The following is a 16,886-nucleotide window of genomic DNA, read 5'->3' on the forward strand; positions in this document are numbered from 1 at the left end:
GTTACTTGGCTGCTCCGTCGAAGAGGCCGTCGTCAATTGCCTTCGAGATGTTCTGCACTACCTCGTAGGAACGAGCGGAAGCCGAGATGGCGACGCCAGGAACCACAATGTACATGTTGTTCTTGACTGCCTTCATCTCCTTGGTGCCCGGGGTGGACTCGAGGTCTGCGACCTTCTCCTCCCACTTATCGCCCGGCTCGCCGCGGCCAGGCAGGTCCGCGAGGATGATCACGTCCGGATCGGCCTCGGCGACGGCCTCCCACGACACCTGCGGCCACTCCTCATCCAGGTTGGCGAAGACGTTCTTCATGCCGGTGCGCTCTCCCATGTTGGTGACGATCGACGGGCCGCCAGCGACGTACGGGGAACCGCCAACAGACGAGTAGAGCAGCATGAACGTGGTGCCCTCAGGCGCCTGCTTTGCGTTCTCCAGCTCGGAGGTCTGCTTCTCAATGAGCTTCTTCGCCTCCTCTTCGCGGCCGAAGAGCTTGCCCAGGTCCTCGAGGTCCTTCGCGATCAGCTGGAAGGAGTCCTTGCCCTTGTTGTCGCCGTAGGACGGGCACTCGCTGTTCGGGTTGAAGGTGGCGACGCCCAGCTTTGCCCACTCCTCGCGGGTACCTGCGGCGTCGGCGCGCCAGTTCTCGTCGAACGGGGAGAAGATGAAGTCCGTGTCCGCGTCACGCAGCTGCTCCGAGTTCGGCACCGACGGGCTGACTTCCTTCAGTCCGTCGAGGGAGAAGCCAGCTGGTGGCAGGTCCTTCTGGTGGCCGTAGCCTGCAATCTGATCCTTGGCGCCGAGCAACAGCAGGGTGTCCGTTGCACCCTGCTCGAGCGTGGTCGCACGCTGGACCGGTCCCTGAACGGTGACCTCGGTGCCACAGTTATCGATGGTGATGGCGGAGTCGGACTGTGCCTGTGGGGTTTGCTCATCCGTGGAGCTGCAGCCGGTCAGAGCCAGCCCTGCGACGAGAACAGAACCAAGAGCTGCAGAGATTGCGCGCATGGAGCTTCCTTTCAAATAATCAATGATCTGACAGAATGAGACTAGCGCGAAACCTTAGGAAAAGCTAGAAAAAAATTATGAGCGACGAAGACGCATCACACGATGCGGAACTCCAGTGTCAAGGAACTCCTCGCCCTCGGCGACAAGGCCGAACTGCTCGTAGTAGGGGACCAGGCCAGACTGTGCCTCGACGATCAGGTCGCCCGGCCAGCGCTCGGTGAGCTGGATGCCCGTTCGCGCGATCTGCGCGCCCAGGCCTGTGCCGCGAGCGGCCGGGGCGACGACGAAACGGCCAAACTGGGAACCCGTTGCGGTGGGAAAGACGCGGGCGCAGCCCTCCAACACCGCACCGTTCCACGCGAGCAGGTGCAGCGTGTCCGGGTGCGCGTCCTGCTCGTCGAGCTCACGGTAAGGGCAGCGCTGCTCGGCGACGAAGACGTCGACGCGGAGCTTGAATAGTTCGAACGCCTCGAGCGAGGTGAGCTCCGAAAGCGGTGCTACTTGGATTCGGTGTGCGCTCATTGCGGGAGGGCCTTTCCGGTCGCAGGGCCTGAGTATGGTTCGATGCGGCGCGTCGGGCCGTACGAAAGGCGGCGGTGCAGCGACTCGAACGGGCCCTGCTTGCCCATGCGCTCAAGCAGGGCCGCGAGCGCCACCGACAACAGCCACACCGCGGTCCCGAGCAATATCGGGCGGAGCTCCCCGAGGCCCGGCAGCCACGAGTAGCCGATCAGTACCGCGGTCGGAAGCAACACGAACGTCTGCAGAAGGTAGCCGGACATGGAGCGCTTGCCCAGGGCGATCATCGGCAACGTCCAGCGCGGTGGCTGCTGGTTCCAGTGCTGCGTTGCCAGCGCGAACGCAGCCAAGATGCCTGGTCCGGTGAGCATCCCGAAGCTCTGGTTCAAAATTGACCAAAATGCCGCTGTCGACGCAGGCAGGATACCCAGCTGTGCAAGCCCAAGTGGGATGCCGATCGCAACAACGACAGCGACGGCCACCGCTACCCAAATCCACAGCGTCCGCGCGTGTTCCTTCACGTCAGTGAGCACGCCGTCACGCGCCCACGCAAAACCAATCAGGGAAAGCGCGCCCAGCTGGATCACAACGAGGGGCTGCGAGAAAAACATGTAGATCGCGAACTCTTGGTTCCCGGCAAAGTACGTGGCAAAGGAGCTAGCATCCGGTGCCGGCGTTGCAAGGTCCAGGGGTGTTCCATAGAAAAACACCGCAACCAGCGAGTACACAATGCACGACAGTCCCAGAATGATGCCAGCAATGACGTAGAGCGCCCCCGAGCGCACGCGCAGGAACAGCGCCATCAGCACACCTATAAGCCCGTAGGTCAACATGATGTCGCCGCTAAACAGCAGCCACATGTGTGCCAGGCCAAAGAGCGCGAGCATCCCGTAGCGCTTCGCCAGCACGCGCCGGGCAGCACCTGCCGGATACCCTTTGCGAGCCAAACTCGCCGCGACCAGACCGAAGCCGAAGCCGAGGAGCGTTGAGAACATCGGCAGGCCACGGACGTGCACGAACATCGCCGCGAAGACCGTCGCGGCTTGGTCAGCCACCGTGCCTGGGTGCTCGCCTGTCACGGTAGTACTTAAAGGAGTGAGCCAGTACGAAATCGCGTTGGCTACGGCGATGCCGAGCAGCGCCAAACCCCGCGCGATATCCGGGACGACGAGCCGTGTACGTTGCTGTTGCTCTACGGTACGCATGCAACGAAAGCGTACGGCAGGCCTACCCTCGCATCAACCACGGAGACGTAGAGACCAAGATGGCCTGGATACTGCGGTCAAGCACCGGCTGCAGGTCAGGGGCGAAGTACGGCGAGTGGTTCGAAGGGGCGCCGTCGATATCTTTGACACTGCCCAAGAACCAGTAGAAGTACGGGGCGCCGAACGCGTTGCCAATCGTGGGGAAGTCCTCGGAGCCGGAAAGCCTGCCGAAGTCGCCCACCTCGTCGAAGTTCTTCCGGAACGCGGTCATGACAGTGTCGGCCGTCGCCTCGTCGTTGTGGAACTCCGGTGCACCACCGATGCGCTCGAGCGCGGGCGGTTTTGGCGTGCCAGCGGCCTCGCACTCTGCACGAACGATCCGTTTGATCGAGGCGTTGAGTTTCTCCGAAAGATCGGAAGTAAACGCGCGGGTGGAGACGGAAATCTCCGCGGTGGCGGCAATCGTGTTCGCGGAGTTGCCCGCGTGGACCGCGCCAACCGTGACTACGGCCATGTCCTGCGGGTTGACCTCGCGCGCAACGATCGTCTGCAACCGGGTGATGATGCTCGCTGCGATCACCACCGGGTCGATGCCGTTGTGCGGTTGCGAGCCGTGAGCCCCCTGCCCGTGAATGGTGATCTTCGTTTGTTCAGCAGCCGCAAACACTGGCCCTGGTAGTGCGCCGAGGCCGTAGTTCGGCAGCATCGGTCCCACGTGTTGGCCAAGTACTACCTCGGGGGTAGGGACCTTCGTGGCTAGCCCCGCGTCGGCCATGTCCTGGGCGCCAGCGCCGGTCTCCTCGCCAGGCTGGAAGATGGCAAGGAAGGTGCCGCTCCACGCGTCGGTATTTTCCTGCAGCAGGCGAACCGCACCCAACAGTGCGGTCGTGTGAATGTCGTGGCCGCAGGCGTGCATGATGCCCAGCTCCGGCGAAGCCGAGTACTCAAGCCCCGTTTCTTCCTTGATTGGGAGGGCGTCAAAGTCGGCGCGGAAACCGACAGTTGGGCCGTCGCCGTTTCGCACGACGCCCACGAGCCCCGTTTTGCCGACGGGCACCACCTCGACGCCGAGCGCCTCCAGCTCCTCCTGAATGCGAGCGGAGGTAGCAAACTCCTGCATGGATAGTTCGGGGTTCCGGTGGAACCACTTGTACAAATTCTCTAGCTCACCGCGGTGAGCTTCCAGGCTTTGTAGGAACGGCGTGAACTTTTCTTCTAGGCACATGGCTTGAGCATAGTTCCGCACCCACACCTTATGTGCTGGTTGCCGTGCCGATGGGGCAAATTAGGACAAAAGGTGGCATTGTGTACTCAAGAAACGTCTGTGGTTGGAGTGGAAGGGTGCCTATGTTGCTTCGCCGAGTGTGTGCGCTCGTTGCTGGGGTTGGAATCGCGGTCGCAGGGGTGGGGTTCGCGCCACCGGCAATAGCGCAGGTGCGCTCGGAGTACGAGGGCAACGTCGACCCAAACTATGTCTGGCGTAGCGACGCCGCTTCGAAGCTACTCGCCGGAAAACCTTGGACCGACTACGTGCTGCACCGCGTGCCCGGTTCCTTCCACGACGCCCCGCGGATTCCGGAGGCCTCGAACCAAGCGCTCACTCGGGGAAATTCCCTCTACGGGCCCAGCACCCCGATTTACGTGAAGCGCACCAATGGCACCGAATCAATGTGCACCGTCGCCGTGGCGGGCTACGACGATAAAGGGCACAAATACGCGCTGACCGCCGGGCACTGCGGCGAAGTTGGCGACGCCGTCACCTCCGCCGACTCCTGGCAAGTCGGGCCTTCCGGCACCATCGTGGAGGTCAACCGGGACCTCGACTACGCACTGATCGAGCTGGGCTCGAACGCGGAGGTCACACGCTCCTACAACGGCGTCCACATCAACCACCTCGGCAGCAAGCCGATCAAGCCCGGCAACGTGGTGTGCAAGCAGGGCGTGGCCTCCGGCAGGACGTGCGGCGTGACGCTGCACGACTGGGAGTCCATGAACATCTCCCACACCTGCGCCATGCAGGGTGATTCGGGCGCACCCGTAGTGGTGGGCGACCGCCTCGTCGGCATCCTGAACGGCGGGGTGCTCCCATCGCCGTTCGATGTCTCGTGCCACAGCCCGCTGCAGGGCGTGATTCACGCGCCGACGGGCGCGGTCCGGATGGACGCGGTGCTGTCCACGCTGGACAACGGCTTCCGCCTGCCCTAAGGCTTCAAGCGCTTGAAGTTTCTTAGACGCCGATTACCTTCCGGGCGGCGTCGTGCAGCAGCCCGTTCGTGGCGATCGCGTCGCCGCCGTGCGGTCCAGGCTCACCGCTGAGTGAGCTAAACGTGCCACCGGCCTCCGTGACCAGGACAGACAGGGCTGCAAGGTCCCACACAGATACCTCCGGTTCCGCTGCGATGTCGACGGCGCCCTCGGCCACCAGGCAGTAGCCGAAGAAGTCCCCGTAGCCGCGCAGGCGCCAGGTGCGCTCAGTGAGTGCGATGAAGTTTTCCTGCAGGCCGCGGGCCTTCCAGCCCTCAAGCGAAGACATCGCCAGGGAGGCGTCCGCAAGCTCGCCCACATGGGAGACCTCGAGGCGCTTCAGGCTGCCCTTGTTAAACGTCCGCCACGCGCCCGAGCCTTGGGCCGCGTACCAGCGGCGCGCAAGCGCTGGGGCAGAGACGACGCCTAGGACTGGTTGGCCGTCGACAAGCAGTGAAATCAACGTCGCCCACACGGGTACACCGCGAACGAAGTTCTTCGTGCCGTCGATCGGGTCGATGACCCACTGGCGGCCCTCGAAGACGGTCTCACCGCCGAACTCTTCGCCAACGATCGAGTCGCCTGGACGCGCCTCGGCGAGGCGCTCACGCAACACCTCCTCGACAGCAACATCGGCGTCGGAAACCGGAGTCATATCCGGCTTTGATTTCACCTTCAGGTCGGACGCTTCGAAGCGGTCGAGCGTGATCGCGTCGGCAGCATCCGCAAGCTCTAGTGCAAGTGCGAGGTCATCGTCATAAAGATTCGTCATGCTCAGTAAGCCTAGCTTCAATGTCCGACACAATTTGTGGATTTCCAGCAACACACCAGGTCACCCCGCCCGCAGGCACCTTCTTTGCCACGCCCCCAACGGCCTCAATGAGCGCCTTGCCCGGCAGCCAATCCCAGTCGGCGACGGAGTGCTGCAGCCAGCCGCCCAGCTGGCCACTGGCGATATTTGAAAGGTCGACGGAGCCCGCGCCCCACATACGGATCGTCGCCGCATCGCGCACCGCGCGCAGCCACGCGTTCCGGATGGCGTCATCCCGCATGAACGTCGGGTGCAAGTACGTCACTAGTCCCTGCGAGGGCAGCGACGCCGACGCGAGGTCGGGCAGTGGCTCGCCGTTGCGCGTCGCAACGCCGTCGTGGGCAAGCCACGTCGTCTGCATCGCCGGGCGGTGCACCGCGCCAATCAGGATGCGAGCCGGGTCCGAGGGGGCGCCCTCTACCAGCGCGAGCGCCGAGCAGAAGTAGTCGGAGCCCTGCGTGAAGTTAAAGGTGCCATCAACCGGGTCAATCACCCACGTCCGTGAGGAATCGCCATGTTTGGAAGCACCCTCTTCGCCGAGGACGCCGTCGTGTGGGCGCAGCTCGGCGAGCGTTTCCGCGACGAAGCGTTCGGCGGCACGGTCCGCCTCCGTCACCACATCGGAAATTGAGGTCTTGTAATCCGTCGAAACGCCTTCCTCCCGCATTCGCAGCGCAAGCGAGCCAGCATGCTCAACTAGCGCGGCGGCCAGTGTTGCGTCATCAGAGTCGCGATGTTGCTCAATGAAAGAAGTCATGTACCCATTATGGGGCTGTGCGCGCGATTTGTGGAGCGTCGTCTAGACTTCGACGGTATGCAACCGGAGACGCTCGCTCGAATCAAACGTATTGACGCCACGTTGACCACCATCGAAAAAGTCATGGACCTCGACGAAATGGCCCTGCGCATCAAAGAACTCGAGCAGCAAGCCGGCGACCCGAGCCTCTGGGACGACCCCGCCCACGCGCAGCAGGTCACCTCGGAGCTCTCCAGCGTCCAGGCATGCCTGAAGAAAGTCACGAGCTTGCGCTCGCGTATCGACGACCTCCCCGTCATGTACGAACTCGCCGAAGAGGAAGGCGATCCTTCGCTCGCCGACGATGAGCTCGACGCCGTCGAAGCGGACGTCGATTCGCTAGAAGTGCAGACGATGTTGTCCGGCGAGTACGACGAGCGCGAAGCCGTGGTCAATATCCGTTCCGGCGCCGGTGGTGTTGATGCTGCCGACTGGGCTGAGATGCTCATGCGTATGTACATCCGCTGGGCGGAAAAGCACGGTCACAAGGTGGACGTGTACGACATTTCTTATGCGGAAGAGGCCGGGATTAAGTCGGCGACCTTCGTGGTGCACGGGGAATATATGTACGGCCAGCTCTCCGTCGAGCAGGGCGCGCACCGGCTGGTGCGTATTTCGCCGTTCGACAACCAGGCGCGGCGCCAGACCTCGTTCGCTGAGGTGGAGGTGTTGCCGGTGGTCGAGCACACCGACCACATCGACATCCCGGATTCCGATATCCGTGTGGACGTTTACCGCTCTTCGGGCCCCGGCGGGCAGTCGGTGAATACCACGGACTCGGCGGTGCGCATCACGCACATCCCGACCGGCATCGTGGTGACCTGCCAGAACGAGAAATCTCAGATCCAGAACAAGGCATCCGCGCTCAACGTGCTGCAGTCCAAGCTCCTGGATAAGAAACGCATGGAAGAAAAGGCTGAGATGGACGCCCTGGGTGCCGGTGGCAACGCTAGCTGGGGCAACCAGATGCGGTCCTATGTGCTGCACCCGTACCAGATGGTGAAGGACCTGCGCACGAACTACGAGGTGGGGGACCCGCAGAAGGTGCTCGACGGCGACATCGACGGTTTCTTGGAGGCCGGTATCCGCTGGCGCATGGAGCAACTCCAGTCACAGGAGTAACAGAAGAAGTAGTAGTGTGTAGCGGGTGATCACTTTTTCCAACGTGACGAAGGTCTACCCGACGTCCACACGCCCAGCACTCGACGATGTCTCATTCGAAATTGCCGACGGCGACTTCGTCTTCCTCATCGGCCCGTCCGGGTCCGGCAAGTCGACGTTGCTTCAGCTGATGATCCGTGAGGAAAACCTGACCTCGGGGGATATCTACTTCGACGACTTCCACGTCAACGCATTAAAGGGCAGCAACGTAAACCTGCTGCGTCAGTCCATCGGCTACGTTTTCCAGGACTTCAGGCTGCTTCCCAAGCTGAGTGTCTACGACAATGTGGCGTTCGCGCTCGAGGTGATTGGTAAGAAGAAGCAGCGCATCGCAAAACTCGTGCCGGAAGCCCTTGAGTTGGTCGGCCTGGATGCGAAGGCGAACCGTATGCCACACGAACTGTCAGGCGGTGAGCAGCAGCGCGTCGCAATTGCGCGAGCGTTCGTCGATAAGCCCCCACTCGTCCTTGCCGACGAGCCCACGGGCAACCTCGACCCGGGAACCTCCGACGAGATCATGGCGCTGCTCGCGCGCATCAACCGCCTTGGCACCACCGTTGTGATATCCACCCACAACGCGCGCGCCGTCAACGAGATGCGCCAGCGCGTCATGGAACTGCACCTGGGCAAACTTGTTCGCGACGACGCCAACGGCGTCTACGGAACCGTGAGGGGATAAGCATGAACTGGAACTTCATTTTCCGCGAAGGCCTCCGCGGCCTCGGGCGCAACTTCACCATGACCATCGCGCTCATCATCACCACCGCGCTCTCGCTCGTGCTCGTCGGCGCCGGCATCCTTATCTCGCAGGCGACGAGCGCGACGAAGGACCTCTACCTCGACCGCGTCGAAGTCATGGTGGAGCTCGACGAGACCATCTCCGCTGAGGACAGCGACTGCTCCTCCGAGGCCTGCCGCGAGGTCCGCGACACCCTGCAAGCCGATGACCGCGTCGAACAGGTGACCTTCCGCTCCCGCGAGCAGTCCTACGAACGCTTCGTGGAGCTCTTCCAGGAGTCCGAGCCGGACCTCGTGCGCGAAACCTCCCCGGACGCGCTGCCCGCCGCGCTGCACGTGCGCCTCAAGGACCCGTCCGACATCGCACCTATCGACGCCATCCGTGACATGCCGCAGGTTGCCATGGTCAGCGACCAGGCCGACACCGTACGCGAGGCCGCCGGCACTATGGACACCTTCCGCAACGTGACCTTCGTCGTCGCCGCCGCGCAGGCGCTGGCCTCGCTGTTCCTGATTGTGAACATGGTCCAGCTCGCCGCGTACAACCGCCGCGAGCAGATCGCCATTATGCGCATGGTGGGTGCATCCCGCTGGTTCACCCAGGCCCCATTCGTGCTGGAAGCGGTGCTCTCCGTGCTGATCGGTGCGGTACTTGCCACCGTGTTGGCGTGGGTAGGGAAGCGCTCACTCGTCGACCCGATCCTCGGTGACCTCTACGCCTCCCAACTCGTCGCCCGCGTTCCGGACTCCGCCGTCATGACAGTGATGCCGCTTGTCGGACTCGGGGCCGTCGTCATCGGCGCCCTCGCAGCTCAGGTGGCACTGCGCAGCTACGTGCGGAAGTAGTAGGGTGGAACGCCTATGGGCAAGAAGAAGAAACAGAAGCTGAGCAACACTGGGGTCCTCGCGACTAACCGGAAAGCGCGCCACGACTACAACATCCTGGACACCTGGGAGACCGGCATCGTGCTCGTCGGCACCGAGATCAAGTCGCTGCGCGAAGGCAAGGTGTCCTTAGTCGAGGCGTTCGCCACCATCGACAACGGCGAGGTCTGGCTGCGCAACATGCACATCCCGGAGTACTCGAAGGGGCACTGGACGAACCACCCTCCACGCCGGACCCGCAAGCTGCTCATGCACCGCCGCGAAATCGACTCCCTGCAGGGCAAGCTTCGCGACGGCAACCGCACCCTCATCCCGCTCTCGCTCTACCTCAAGGACGGCCGCGCGAAAGTGGAGCTCGGCCTGGGGCAAGGTAGGCAGGACTACGACAAGCGCCAAGCCATCAAACGCCGCACTGAGGACCGCGAAATCGCCCGCGACCTCGGCCGGAAGTTCAAAGGCATCAAAGCCTAAGGAGGATTCACGATGAAGCACGCACTCGTCACCGGGGCATCCCGCGGGATCGGCCGCGCGATCGCCGAGGAACTCGGCCGCGACCACCACATCTACGTCGGCGCCTCCCGCGACGCCTCCGAGGTTGTCAGCGCACTGCCCAGCGCGGAGCCCTTCGAGGTTGACCTGACGGACAGCGCCGCTGTGGCGGAGGCTGCGTCGAACATTGAAGAGCTCGACGTGCTCGTGCTCGCCGCAGGCGTCATGACGCCCGCCCGCCTCACCGACCTTTCCGAAGCCGACCTGCGCCGCACCATGGAAGTCAACGTGATCGCACCAATGCTGCTGACGAAAGCGCTCTTGCCCGCGCTGCGACGCAGTAACGGCCTCATTCTGACCATCAATTCCGGCGCCGGCTTCTTTGGTATCGACGGCAACTCCGCCTACTGTGCCTCCAAATTCGGCCTGCGCGGCTTCACCGATTCCCTCCGCTTGGAGGAAGCCGGAGCCGTGCGCGTGACCTCCCTGCACCCGGGGTGCACCGACACCGACATGCTCCACGGCGACACCAACGGGCCGAAGATGACGCCACAATCCGTGGCGAAGGCCGCACGCCTCGCCGTCGACGCCGGCCCGGATGCCGTCGTCGAATTCCTGCGCATCACCCCAACCCCGTAAATAGAGGCCCTTGCGCGGGAGCGTATTCGTCGGCTAGGGTGGTGCTTCTACGGTTCCCGTAGTACGAGGGGTCGATTCTGGTTTCGACTTCATCGACTAAGCCAGGGGAAGCGTGCCGGTGCAGGCTAGAGACCACCGTAAGCGTCGTAGCAACCAATAAACGCAGAGAAGAACTCTCAGCGTGACTACGCCCTCGCTGCCTAATTAGAAAGGTTCAGCGACCTGCGTGTCCGTCAGGCCGGGGATGCCCCCGACCCGGTACCTGGCGTCGACTTAGGGGGCTTGCCTTCCGGCCCTGTCAGTGGGGCCTCGGAAGGGACATTTTTCACTGACTGGGCCCGTCATCCGGACATGTTTGCCTGATCCGGAGGGCCGAGCAGAGGCAGTGCGCGAACTGCGCACGGAGAAGCCCTGGCGCGGTGGTGAAGGACCCGGGTTCAATTCCCGGCGGCTCCACTGACCCTCTACTTGTTTAAGCAGGTAGAGGGTCATTTTCTTCATATCTTGCCGAGGCTATTCCATCGGCTTCAGGTTGCATACCTGGTGCTCGGTAGACCGAGCTTGTTACGCTTCAGTGTGACTGTCCCTAAGGAATGGATCGGGTTCTAGTGTGAGTCTTCCAAAGGTCCTGTGGATTTGTGTTGGTATTGCGACGGTGATCTTGGCCACCAGAAGCGGGATCCCGTGGGAGCTGACTGTTGTCCTCTGCTTCGTTACCGCCGTAGTGACGGTAAGGCTCGTTGCTTCAGGTTCTGAACCGTCATTCGCACGGGTGGCCATCGGCGCACTTACGATGTGCGCGGTTGCTGGCATTTTCTTACCGCTGGTTCTTCCGCTCGCATATGTCGGATACGTTGCATGGACTTGGTTTTCGATTGTGGGCGATTGTGAAGGAGAGTAACTACAAGTTGAGGGTCTGGGTATGACCCAAATTTCGGCCAACCGTTAGAGAAAGCAGATGACGCGTACAGTGGCGCCCATGACTGAAACGACGACTGCACGCAAGAACGTTCTGTACATCGGTGGCCATGGCAAGGTGGGGCTGTTGGCAGCGCCAAAGCTCGTCGCCGCTGGCCATACTGTCCATTCCCTCATACGCAACCCCGACCAGGCTGCCGATATTGAAGCACTCGGTGCTACTCCTGTCCTGCGGGACCTGACCGAGATCTCCGTTGAGGACTGGGCTGAGCTCCTTGCCCAGTATGACGTTGTGGTGTGGGGTGCCGGTAACGGTGGACGCGCTGGTGCGGAGGTGACGTGGGCAGTCGACCGCGACGCCGCCCTCGCTTCCATTGCTGGGCTAGAGAAACTGGCTGCGGAGGGGAAGCGAGCACCGGCTTACGTGATGATCTCCTACGTCGGTGCCACGGAGAACACGACTGACCCGTCGGATGAGTCGTGGTATGCGTATGTCGAGTCGAAGAAGGCCGTCGATAAGAAGCTGAATTCGACGGACCTCAACTACCTGATCCTCGGCCCAGCGGCGCTCACCGAAGAGCCTGCTGGGGGCATTACTGTGCTGGACAATGATGCAGAGCGTGCCAGCAGCATGACGACATCCCGCGAGCTTGTTGCGGACGTCGTTACCGAGGTTGTCAGTCGTGCACATTTCCCAGCGTCGCCGCTGGAGTTCATTGACGGCGAAGGCAGCGTCAAAGACATCTAGAGGCCAGAGCCCCAAGTGAAAGGTAAAGCGTGATGAGCGAGCCAGTTGAACACGGGTGAAGATTTGCTCGAATACGTGGTGAGTATTGGCCCTAGAATATGAAGCTGGTTTCGGAAGATGAAGCGGATATTGAACTTGCCGATATGGTTGGTGCTCCGTGGGACTCGTTCACCGAAGGGTAAAGCACATAGCTAGTTGTAGCCGTCACTGTGAGTGGCGGCTTTTGGCTTGGAGGGGATCTCACGTTTATTGACGATCGGTAGAATCTCTTCCGTTCCCCTCAGTGACGTTACGCCTTGTCTGCGTACAGGTGGCGGGAGAATGCTGAAAGAGCTGCGGCAGCGCCTATGGCAATCGTCCAGGCCCAGCCGGTCGCCAGATATGCAAGGGCAGTACCGAGGATGTAGATGGCTGAGTTGTTGAGTGGTGACTTCATCGGGAAGCATCCTTTCGCACGAGCGCGACTGTGTCCCAGGTGAGGGCGACGAACGCGACCGCGAGCAAGATCCATACGATGGGACTGCTAGGGGCAACGATGTAGGCGAGAAAGAATGCGAAGACTGCGATTGTGGACATTTGGAGTCCTCCTATTGTACTGACGCGGTGAGATCCAGTGCTCCGAGTATTCTGTCACAGCTAAGGTGTGCTTGCACCAGATGGGGCTGCGGCCAATGGCTGATTCGATGCGATCTAAGCTGCGTAGATGCATGACACGGGGGTAAGGGGAGGGGGATGTCGATAATCACTTTCTTCTCTAAGCCTTGCCTAACTCTCATGAGTAGCTTAGGGTGAGTGAGGTAACCCTACCCTTGGATATGAGTAGCAAGGATACTTTTCAACATGATTCGTTTTTCACGTAAGACCATCGTGGCTGTTGCAGCCGCCGCAGCGATGACGCTGACCGCCTGCTCTGAAGCAGAGTCGAACAACGCGTCCACTTCGGAGACCCAGGCTAGCGCCTCCGCTACGACGACTGCCGCGGAAAACGGCACCGTGACCGTGACCGACAACTATGGCGAAAAGACTGTGCCGACTCCGCCGAAGCGCGTCGTTGCGCTCGACAACCGCACCTTCGAGCTCCTGGACTCCTGGGGTGTGAAGCCGGTTGCGGCGCCAAAGAAGTTGGTTTCGAAAGATGTTCCGGGCCTGCGAGACAATGACGATATTGCGGACATCGGCAATCACAAGGAGCCGAATCTGGAGATCATCGTTGCAGCTGACCCGGACGTAATCATCTCGGGCCAGCGTTTTGAAAAGTACGACGACGAGATTCAGAAACTTGTTCCAAACGCAGTACTCGTCGACTTCGAACCACGTGACGATGAACCCTTCGACCGTGAGTTGATCCGTCAGACCCTCGAGCTCGGCGAAATCTTCGGTAAGCAGGCCGAAGCGGAGAAAACCGTCGAAGACTTCACCAAGGCAGTACAGCGTGCTCGCGACGCATACGACCCAGCGCAGACCGTGATGGCTGTCAACGTTTCTGGTGGGGAAATCGGATATGTTGCGCCGGGCATCGGCCGCACCTTTGGCCCCCTCTTTGACCTCATCGGTTTCACTCCGGCGCTGAAGGTAGAAAACGCCTCGAGCGACCACAAGGGTGACGATATTTCTGTTGAGGCTATCGCCGACTCCAACCCAGATTGGATCTTCGCCCTTGACCGCGACGCGGCCATTAAGAAGGAAGGGGAGTCCCCGGCTGCTCTGAGCGTGCTGAGCGACTCTGCCGCACTGCAGAATGTCACCGCAGTCAAGGAGAACCACATCTATGTGGCTCCGCAGGACACCTACATCAACGAGTCCATCCTGACCTACACCGAAATCCTGAACGGCATTGCTGACCAGCTGGAGGCCGCCAAGTAATGGCGCAACCGGGTACGCGCACCCACCCCAAACTTCTTAACTGGAAGCTTGGGGTGGGTCTCGTCATTGTGATCGTGCTGCTGGCCCTGTCCTTATTGGTTGGCCAGTACGACGTTTTTCGATCAAGCGACGGCTGGGACATGTTCAAAACCACCCGCGTTCCGCGCACTATCGCGCTGGTGCTTGCTGGCGCCGCGATGGCGATGAGCGGTCTGATCATGCAGATGCTCACGCAGAACCGCTTCGTCGAGCCCACCACGACGGGTACCACCGAGTGGGCTGGCCTGGGCTTGCTGGCGTCGTACGTATTTTTGCCCGACGGCACGATCCTGCAGCGCATGATCATTTCCGTCACCTTCGCATTCATCGGGACGATGGTCTTCTTTGCGTTCCTTCGGAGGGTGACGCTGCGCTCGAGCCTGATCGTCCCGATCGTCGGCATCATGCTCGGCGCCGTTGTCAGCGCATTCTCCACGTTTTGGGCGCTTCAAACTGACCTGCTTCAGTCGCTCGGGATTTGGTTCGCTGGCTCGTTTACCTCAGTGATTTCCGGGCAGTACGAGGTACTCTGGATCGTCGTCGCGGTCGTGATTGCCGTGTTCTTCTACGCCGACCGCCTTACAGCCGCCGGCCTGGGGGAGGACGTCGCCACGAACATTGGCCTTAACTACGGCCGCATCATCTTGGTCGGAACGAGCCTCGTTGCGGTCGCAGCGGGCGTCGTGACGGTGGTCGTCGGCAATCTTCCTTTTCTTGGGCTCATTGTTCCCAACATTGTTTCCATGATGCGTGGCGACGACCTCCGCTCCAACCTTCCGTGGGTCTGCCTCCTTGGCGTCGGCATCGTCACCGTGTGCGACTTGCTGGCCCGCACGATCATCGCCCCGTTCGAGATCCCGGTGTCCGTCATCTTGGGCATCATCGGTGCGGTGGTTTTCGTCTTCTTGATCGTGAGGCAGAGTCGCCGTGCCTAAACAGCTTATCGACGCCCGCTTCGTCGGAGCCTTCCAATCCACCAAGAGCAAAACCCGCTACTGGATAATTCTTGCGTGCCTTATCATCGCCGCCGTAGGGTTTACTGCCGGTCTGTTGGCGTACGGCAACCCCATGGACTTCGGCACCACCGGATACTGGCTGATTGCGAAGCGCCGTTTGAACTCGGTTATCGCGATGGCGATTGTGGCGCTGTGCCAGGCGGTGGCGACCGTTTCGTTCCAAACGGTGACGAACAACCGCATCATTACGCCGTCCATCATGGGTTTTGAAGCCCTCTACGTGTCGATACACACCTCAACCGTGTTCTTCCTTGGCGCCGCGGGTCTGAATAATGGATATACGCTCCAGATGTTCGTGCTGCAGTTGGTGCTCATGGTTGGCCTGAGCCTTGTGCTGTACGCGTGGCTGTTGTCTGGAAAGCACGCAAATATGCACGCGATGCTGCTGGTTGGCATCGTGATCGGTGGCGGACTCGGCAGTGTGTCGACATTCATGCAGCGCCTCCTGACACCCAGCGAGTTCGACGTCCTCACGGCGCGGCTGTTCGGCTCAGTCAACAACGCGGATCCTGAGTACTATCCGGTCGCTATTCCGCTCGCGGTCGCCGCTACCGCATTGCTGGTCTTCAACTCACGCCGCCTCAACGTCCTCGCACTCGGCAGAGATGTCACCGTGAACCTCGGAGTTAGCCACCGATTCCACTCGATCTTCACATTGGTGCTGGTTTCCGTCTTGATGGCGGTCTCGACCGCGCTCGTCGGGCCGATGACGTTCCTGGGGTTCCTCGTAGCGACGCTCGCGTACCAATTCTGCGATACCTACGACCACCGTTACATCTTCCCAATGGCAGTACTGCTGGGATTCTGCGTACTCAGTGGCGCCTACTTCATCATGAACCACGTGTTTTATGCGCAGGGCGTCGTGTCAATCATCATTGAGCTCGTCGGTGGCATCACCTTTTTGGCAGTCATCTTGAAGAAGGGACGCTTATGATCACGCTGAAAGAAGTCCGCAAAGACTACGGCGACGACGTCAAAATCGGACCCGTCAACATCGAGATTCCCGCAGGCGGCATCACCGCGCTCGTTGGACCGAACGGTGCGGGCAAGTCGACGCTCCTCACGATGATTGGGCGTCTCTTAGCTATCGACTCCGGCACCGTCGAAATCGGCCGTATGGACGTCACCAGCGCTAAATCAAAAGATCTCGCAAAGATCATCTCGATCTTGCGTCAGGAGAACCACTTTGTGACGCGCCTGACGGTGCGCCAGCTCGTCGGCTTCGGGCGCTTCCCGTACAGCCATGGACGTCTCACTCCCGAGGACGAGCAGATCATCTCGAAGTACATCGACTTCCTTGGTCTCCACGAACTCGAAAACCGTTACCTGGATCAGCTCTCAGGAGGGCAGCGTCAGCGCGCTTACGTTGCGATGGTGCTCTGCCAGGAAACTGACTATGTTCTTCTCGACGAACCACTAAACAATCTCGACATTGCACACTCGGTGGAAATGATGAAGCACCTGTACTCCGCCGCGAGGGACTTCGGGCGGACCATCATCATCGTGCTGCACGACATCAACTTCGCAGCGAAGTACGCCGACTACATCTGCGCCACCAAGGATGGTCAGATCGCCGCGTTTGGGACTCCGCGCGAAATCATGAACGAAGAGTTGCTCACGCAAATCTTCAACACGCCCGTGCATGTAATTGAGGGCCCGGATGGGCCACTCGCTACATATCACTAAAATGCTCGTTACGCAGGCGATTTGTGTTGTTTGTTGGTTCGTGGTTAAGTTATCCCTCGTTGCCGACGAGCGGCCTGGCCGCTTGGAGGGAATGATCAAAGTGAATAAAGTTGCTGCTTGTGGGCG

Annotated in this window: 19 protein-coding genes and 1 other RNA gene; 12 read left to right on the top strand and 8 right to left on the bottom strand. The window is 60.9% G+C overall.

Translation table 11 applies throughout. The features are described 5' to 3' along the window. Position 1: 1 nt before the first annotated feature. The 4 genes from KBX13_RS08590 to KBX13_RS08605 all read right to left on the bottom strand — a co-directional run bounded on the left by KBX13_RS08590 (position 2) and on the right by KBX13_RS08605 (position 3,952). Positions 2-1,003, bottom strand: coding sequence for an ABC transporter substrate-binding protein (locus KBX13_RS08590; RefSeq protein WP_256021720.1), 1,002 nt, complete (start codon positions 1,001-1,003; stop codon positions 2-4). Positions 1,004-1,078: 75 nt separating this feature from the next. Then, complete coding sequence (locus tag KBX13_RS08595) at positions 1,079-1,525, bottom strand: GNAT family N-acetyltransferase (protein ID WP_256021722.1); 447 nt, start codon at positions 1,523-1,525, stop codon at positions 1,079-1,081. After that, positions 1,522-2,727, bottom strand: coding sequence for a DUF418 domain-containing protein (locus KBX13_RS08600; RefSeq protein ID WP_256021723.1), 1,206 nt, complete (start codon positions 2,725-2,727; stop codon positions 1,522-1,524). The genes KBX13_RS08595 and KBX13_RS08600 overlap by 4 nt, the downstream gene beginning before the upstream one ends. A gap of 22 nt (positions 2,728-2,749) precedes the next feature. Continuing rightward, positions 2,750-3,952 (bottom strand): amidohydrolase, encoded by a 1,203-nt coding sequence (locus KBX13_RS08605; RefSeq protein WP_256021724.1) that lies wholly within the window; start codon positions 3,950-3,952, stop codon positions 2,750-2,752. Positions 3,953-4,074: 122 nt separating this feature from the next. Between KBX13_RS08605 and KBX13_RS08610 the strand changes: the two genes are divergently transcribed. Further along, the gene (locus KBX13_RS08610) at positions 4,075-4,932 is read left to right on the top strand and encodes a S1 family peptidase (RefSeq protein WP_256021726.1); all 858 of its coding nucleotides are present in this window, start codon (positions 4,075-4,077) and stop codon (positions 4,930-4,932) included. A gap of 22 nt (positions 4,933-4,954) precedes the next feature. Here KBX13_RS08610 and hisN read toward each other — a convergent pair whose 3' ends face one another. Together hisN and KBX13_RS08620 are read right to left on the bottom strand one after the other, a co-directional pair. Next, entirely contained in the window at positions 4,955-5,743 is a 789-nt protein-coding gene (gene hisN / locus KBX13_RS08615; protein WP_256021728.1) for a histidinol-phosphatase, read from the bottom strand. Further along, on the bottom strand, positions 5,727-6,539 hold the full coding sequence (locus KBX13_RS08620; RefSeq protein ID WP_256021729.1) for an inositol monophosphatase family protein: 813 nt from the start codon (positions 6,537-6,539) through the stop codon (positions 5,727-5,729). The genes hisN and KBX13_RS08620 overlap by 17 nt, the downstream gene beginning before the upstream one ends. Before the next feature lie 57 nt (positions 6,540-6,596). On the opposite strand from KBX13_RS08620, the gene prfB reads away from it, so the two are divergent. From prfB to KBX13_RS08655, 7 genes are all read left to right on the top strand, one after another. Beyond that, positions 6,597-7,700 (top strand): peptide chain release factor 2, encoded by a 1,104-nt coding sequence (prfB, locus tag KBX13_RS08625; protein WP_256021731.1) that lies wholly within the window; start codon positions 6,597-6,599, stop codon positions 7,698-7,700. Positions 7,701-7,725: 25 nt separating this feature from the next. After that, positions 7,726-8,418, top strand: a complete 693-nt coding sequence (gene ftsE, locus KBX13_RS08630) for a cell division ATP-binding protein FtsE (RefSeq protein WP_256021733.1) — start codon at positions 7,726-7,728, stop codon at positions 8,416-8,418. A gap of 2 nt (positions 8,419-8,420) precedes the next feature. Further along, positions 8,421-9,323, top strand: a complete 903-nt coding sequence (gene ftsX, locus KBX13_RS08635; protein WP_256021734.1) for a permease-like cell division protein FtsX — start codon at positions 8,421-8,423, stop codon at positions 9,321-9,323. 15 nt (positions 9,324-9,338) lie between these two features. Then, positions 9,339-9,833, top strand: a complete 495-nt coding sequence (gene smpB, locus KBX13_RS08640) for an SsrA-binding protein SmpB (RefSeq protein ID WP_070362877.1) — start codon at positions 9,339-9,341, stop codon at positions 9,831-9,833. A gap of 12 nt (positions 9,834-9,845) precedes the next feature. Further along, complete coding sequence (locus KBX13_RS08645; protein ID WP_256021737.1) at positions 9,846-10,490, top strand: SDR family oxidoreductase; 645 nt, start codon at positions 9,846-9,848, stop codon at positions 10,488-10,490. 67 nt (positions 10,491-10,557) lie between these two features. Continuing rightward, positions 10,558-10,949, top strand: a transfer-messenger RNA (tmRNA) gene (ssrA, locus tag KBX13_RS08650). Positions 10,950-11,469: 520 nt separating this feature from the next. Next, a complete protein-coding gene (locus tag KBX13_RS08655) occupies positions 11,470-12,156 on the top strand; it encodes an NAD(P)-binding oxidoreductase (RefSeq protein WP_256021738.1) in 687 nt (228 codons plus the stop codon). 289 nt (positions 12,157-12,445) lie between these two features. On the opposite strand, the gene KBX13_RS08660 is transcribed toward KBX13_RS08655, so the two are convergent. Together KBX13_RS08660 and KBX13_RS08665 are read right to left on the bottom strand one after the other, a co-directional pair. Further along, positions 12,446-12,592 carry a hypothetical protein gene (locus tag KBX13_RS08660; protein ID WP_256021740.1) on the bottom strand — a complete coding sequence of 49 codons (147 nt, stop codon included), beginning with the start codon at positions 12,590-12,592 and terminating at the stop codon, positions 12,446-12,448. Then, positions 12,589-12,732, bottom strand: coding sequence for a hypothetical protein (locus KBX13_RS08665; protein WP_256021741.1), 144 nt, complete (start codon positions 12,730-12,732; stop codon positions 12,589-12,591). Before KBX13_RS08665 ends, KBX13_RS08660 begins: the two co-directional genes overlap by 4 nt. Positions 12,733-12,996: 264 nt before the next feature. Between KBX13_RS08665 and KBX13_RS08670 the strand changes: the two genes are divergently transcribed. The 4 genes from KBX13_RS08670 to KBX13_RS08685 are packed head-to-tail and all read left to right on the top strand — an operon-like array spanning position 12,997 to position 16,760. Next, the gene (locus KBX13_RS08670; protein ID WP_070362874.1) at positions 12,997-14,019 is read left to right on the top strand and encodes a siderophore ABC transporter substrate-binding protein; all 1,023 of its coding nucleotides are present in this window, start codon (positions 12,997-12,999) and stop codon (positions 14,017-14,019) included. After that, the gene (locus KBX13_RS08675) at positions 14,019-14,993 is read left to right on the top strand and encodes an ABC transporter permease (RefSeq protein ID WP_070476993.1); all 975 of its coding nucleotides are present in this window, start codon (positions 14,019-14,021) and stop codon (positions 14,991-14,993) included. Before KBX13_RS08670 ends, KBX13_RS08675 begins: the two co-directional genes overlap by 1 nt. Next, on the top strand, positions 14,986-16,008 hold the full coding sequence (locus KBX13_RS08680; protein ID WP_256021743.1) for an iron chelate uptake ABC transporter family permease subunit: 1,023 nt from the start codon (positions 14,986-14,988) through the stop codon (positions 16,006-16,008). Before KBX13_RS08675 ends, KBX13_RS08680 begins: the two co-directional genes overlap by 8 nt. Next, positions 16,005-16,760: an ABC transporter ATP-binding protein gene (locus tag KBX13_RS08685; protein ID WP_256021745.1), complete on the top strand. Its 756-nt coding sequence runs from the start codon at positions 16,005-16,007 to the stop codon at positions 16,758-16,760. Before KBX13_RS08680 ends, KBX13_RS08685 begins: the two co-directional genes overlap by 4 nt. The last annotated feature ends 126 nt before the right edge of the window (positions 16,761-16,886 follow it).

The sequence above is a fragment of the Corynebacterium sp. CCUG 51687 genome (genome assembly GCF_024453995.1).
Taxonomy (GTDB): Bacteria; Actinomycetota; Actinomycetes; order Mycobacteriales; family Mycobacteriaceae; genus Corynebacterium; species Corynebacterium pseudogenitalium.

Coding starts and splice junctions, on each gene's coding strand:
- KBX13_RS08590 (WP_256021720.1), bottom strand. CDS start 1,003: ATGCGCGCAATCTCTGCAGCTCTTGGTTCTGTTCTCGTCGCAGGGCTG.
- KBX13_RS08595 (WP_256021722.1), bottom strand. CDS start 1,525: ATGAGCGCACACCGAATCCAAGTAGCACCGCTTTCGGAGCTCACCTCG.
- KBX13_RS08600 (WP_256021723.1), bottom strand. CDS start 2,727: ATGCGTACCGTAGAGCAACAGCAACGTACACGGCTCGTCGTCCCGGAT.
- KBX13_RS08605 (WP_256021724.1), bottom strand. CDS start 3,952: ATGTGCCTAGAAGAAAAGTTCACGCCGTTCCTACAAAGCCTGGAAGCT.
- KBX13_RS08610 (WP_256021726.1), top strand. CDS start 4,075: ATGTTGCTTCGCCGAGTGTGTGCGCTCGTTGCTGGGGTTGGAATCGCG.
- hisN (WP_256021728.1), bottom strand. CDS start 5,743: ATGACGAATCTTTATGACGATGACCTCGCACTTGCACTAGAGCTTGCG.
- KBX13_RS08620 (WP_256021729.1), bottom strand. CDS start 6,539: ATGACTTCTTTCATTGAGCAACATCGCGACTCTGATGACGCAACACTG.
- prfB (WP_256021731.1), top strand. CDS start 6,597: ATGCAACCGGAGACGCTCGCTCGAATCAAACGTATTGACGCCACGTTG.
- ftsX (WP_256021734.1), top strand. CDS start 8,421: ATGAACTGGAACTTCATTTTCCGCGAAGGCCTCCGCGGCCTCGGGCGC.
- smpB (WP_070362877.1), top strand. CDS start 9,339: ATGGGCAAGAAGAAGAAACAGAAGCTGAGCAACACTGGGGTCCTCGCG.
- KBX13_RS08645 (WP_256021737.1), top strand. CDS start 9,846: ATGAAGCACGCACTCGTCACCGGGGCATCCCGCGGGATCGGCCGCGCG.
- KBX13_RS08655 (WP_256021738.1), top strand. CDS start 11,470: ATGACTGAAACGACGACTGCACGCAAGAACGTTCTGTACATCGGTGGC.
- KBX13_RS08660 (WP_256021740.1), bottom strand. CDS start 12,592: ATGAAGTCACCACTCAACAACTCAGCCATCTACATCCTCGGTACTGCC.
- KBX13_RS08665 (WP_256021741.1), bottom strand. CDS start 12,732: ATGTCCACAATCGCAGTCTTCGCATTCTTTCTCGCCTACATCGTTGCC.
- KBX13_RS08670 (WP_070362874.1), top strand. CDS start 12,997: ATGATTCGTTTTTCACGTAAGACCATCGTGGCTGTTGCAGCCGCCGCA.
- KBX13_RS08675 (WP_070476993.1), top strand. CDS start 14,019: ATGGCGCAACCGGGTACGCGCACCCACCCCAAACTTCTTAACTGGAAG.
- KBX13_RS08685 (WP_256021745.1), top strand. CDS start 16,005: ATGATCACGCTGAAAGAAGTCCGCAAAGACTACGGCGACGACGTCAAA.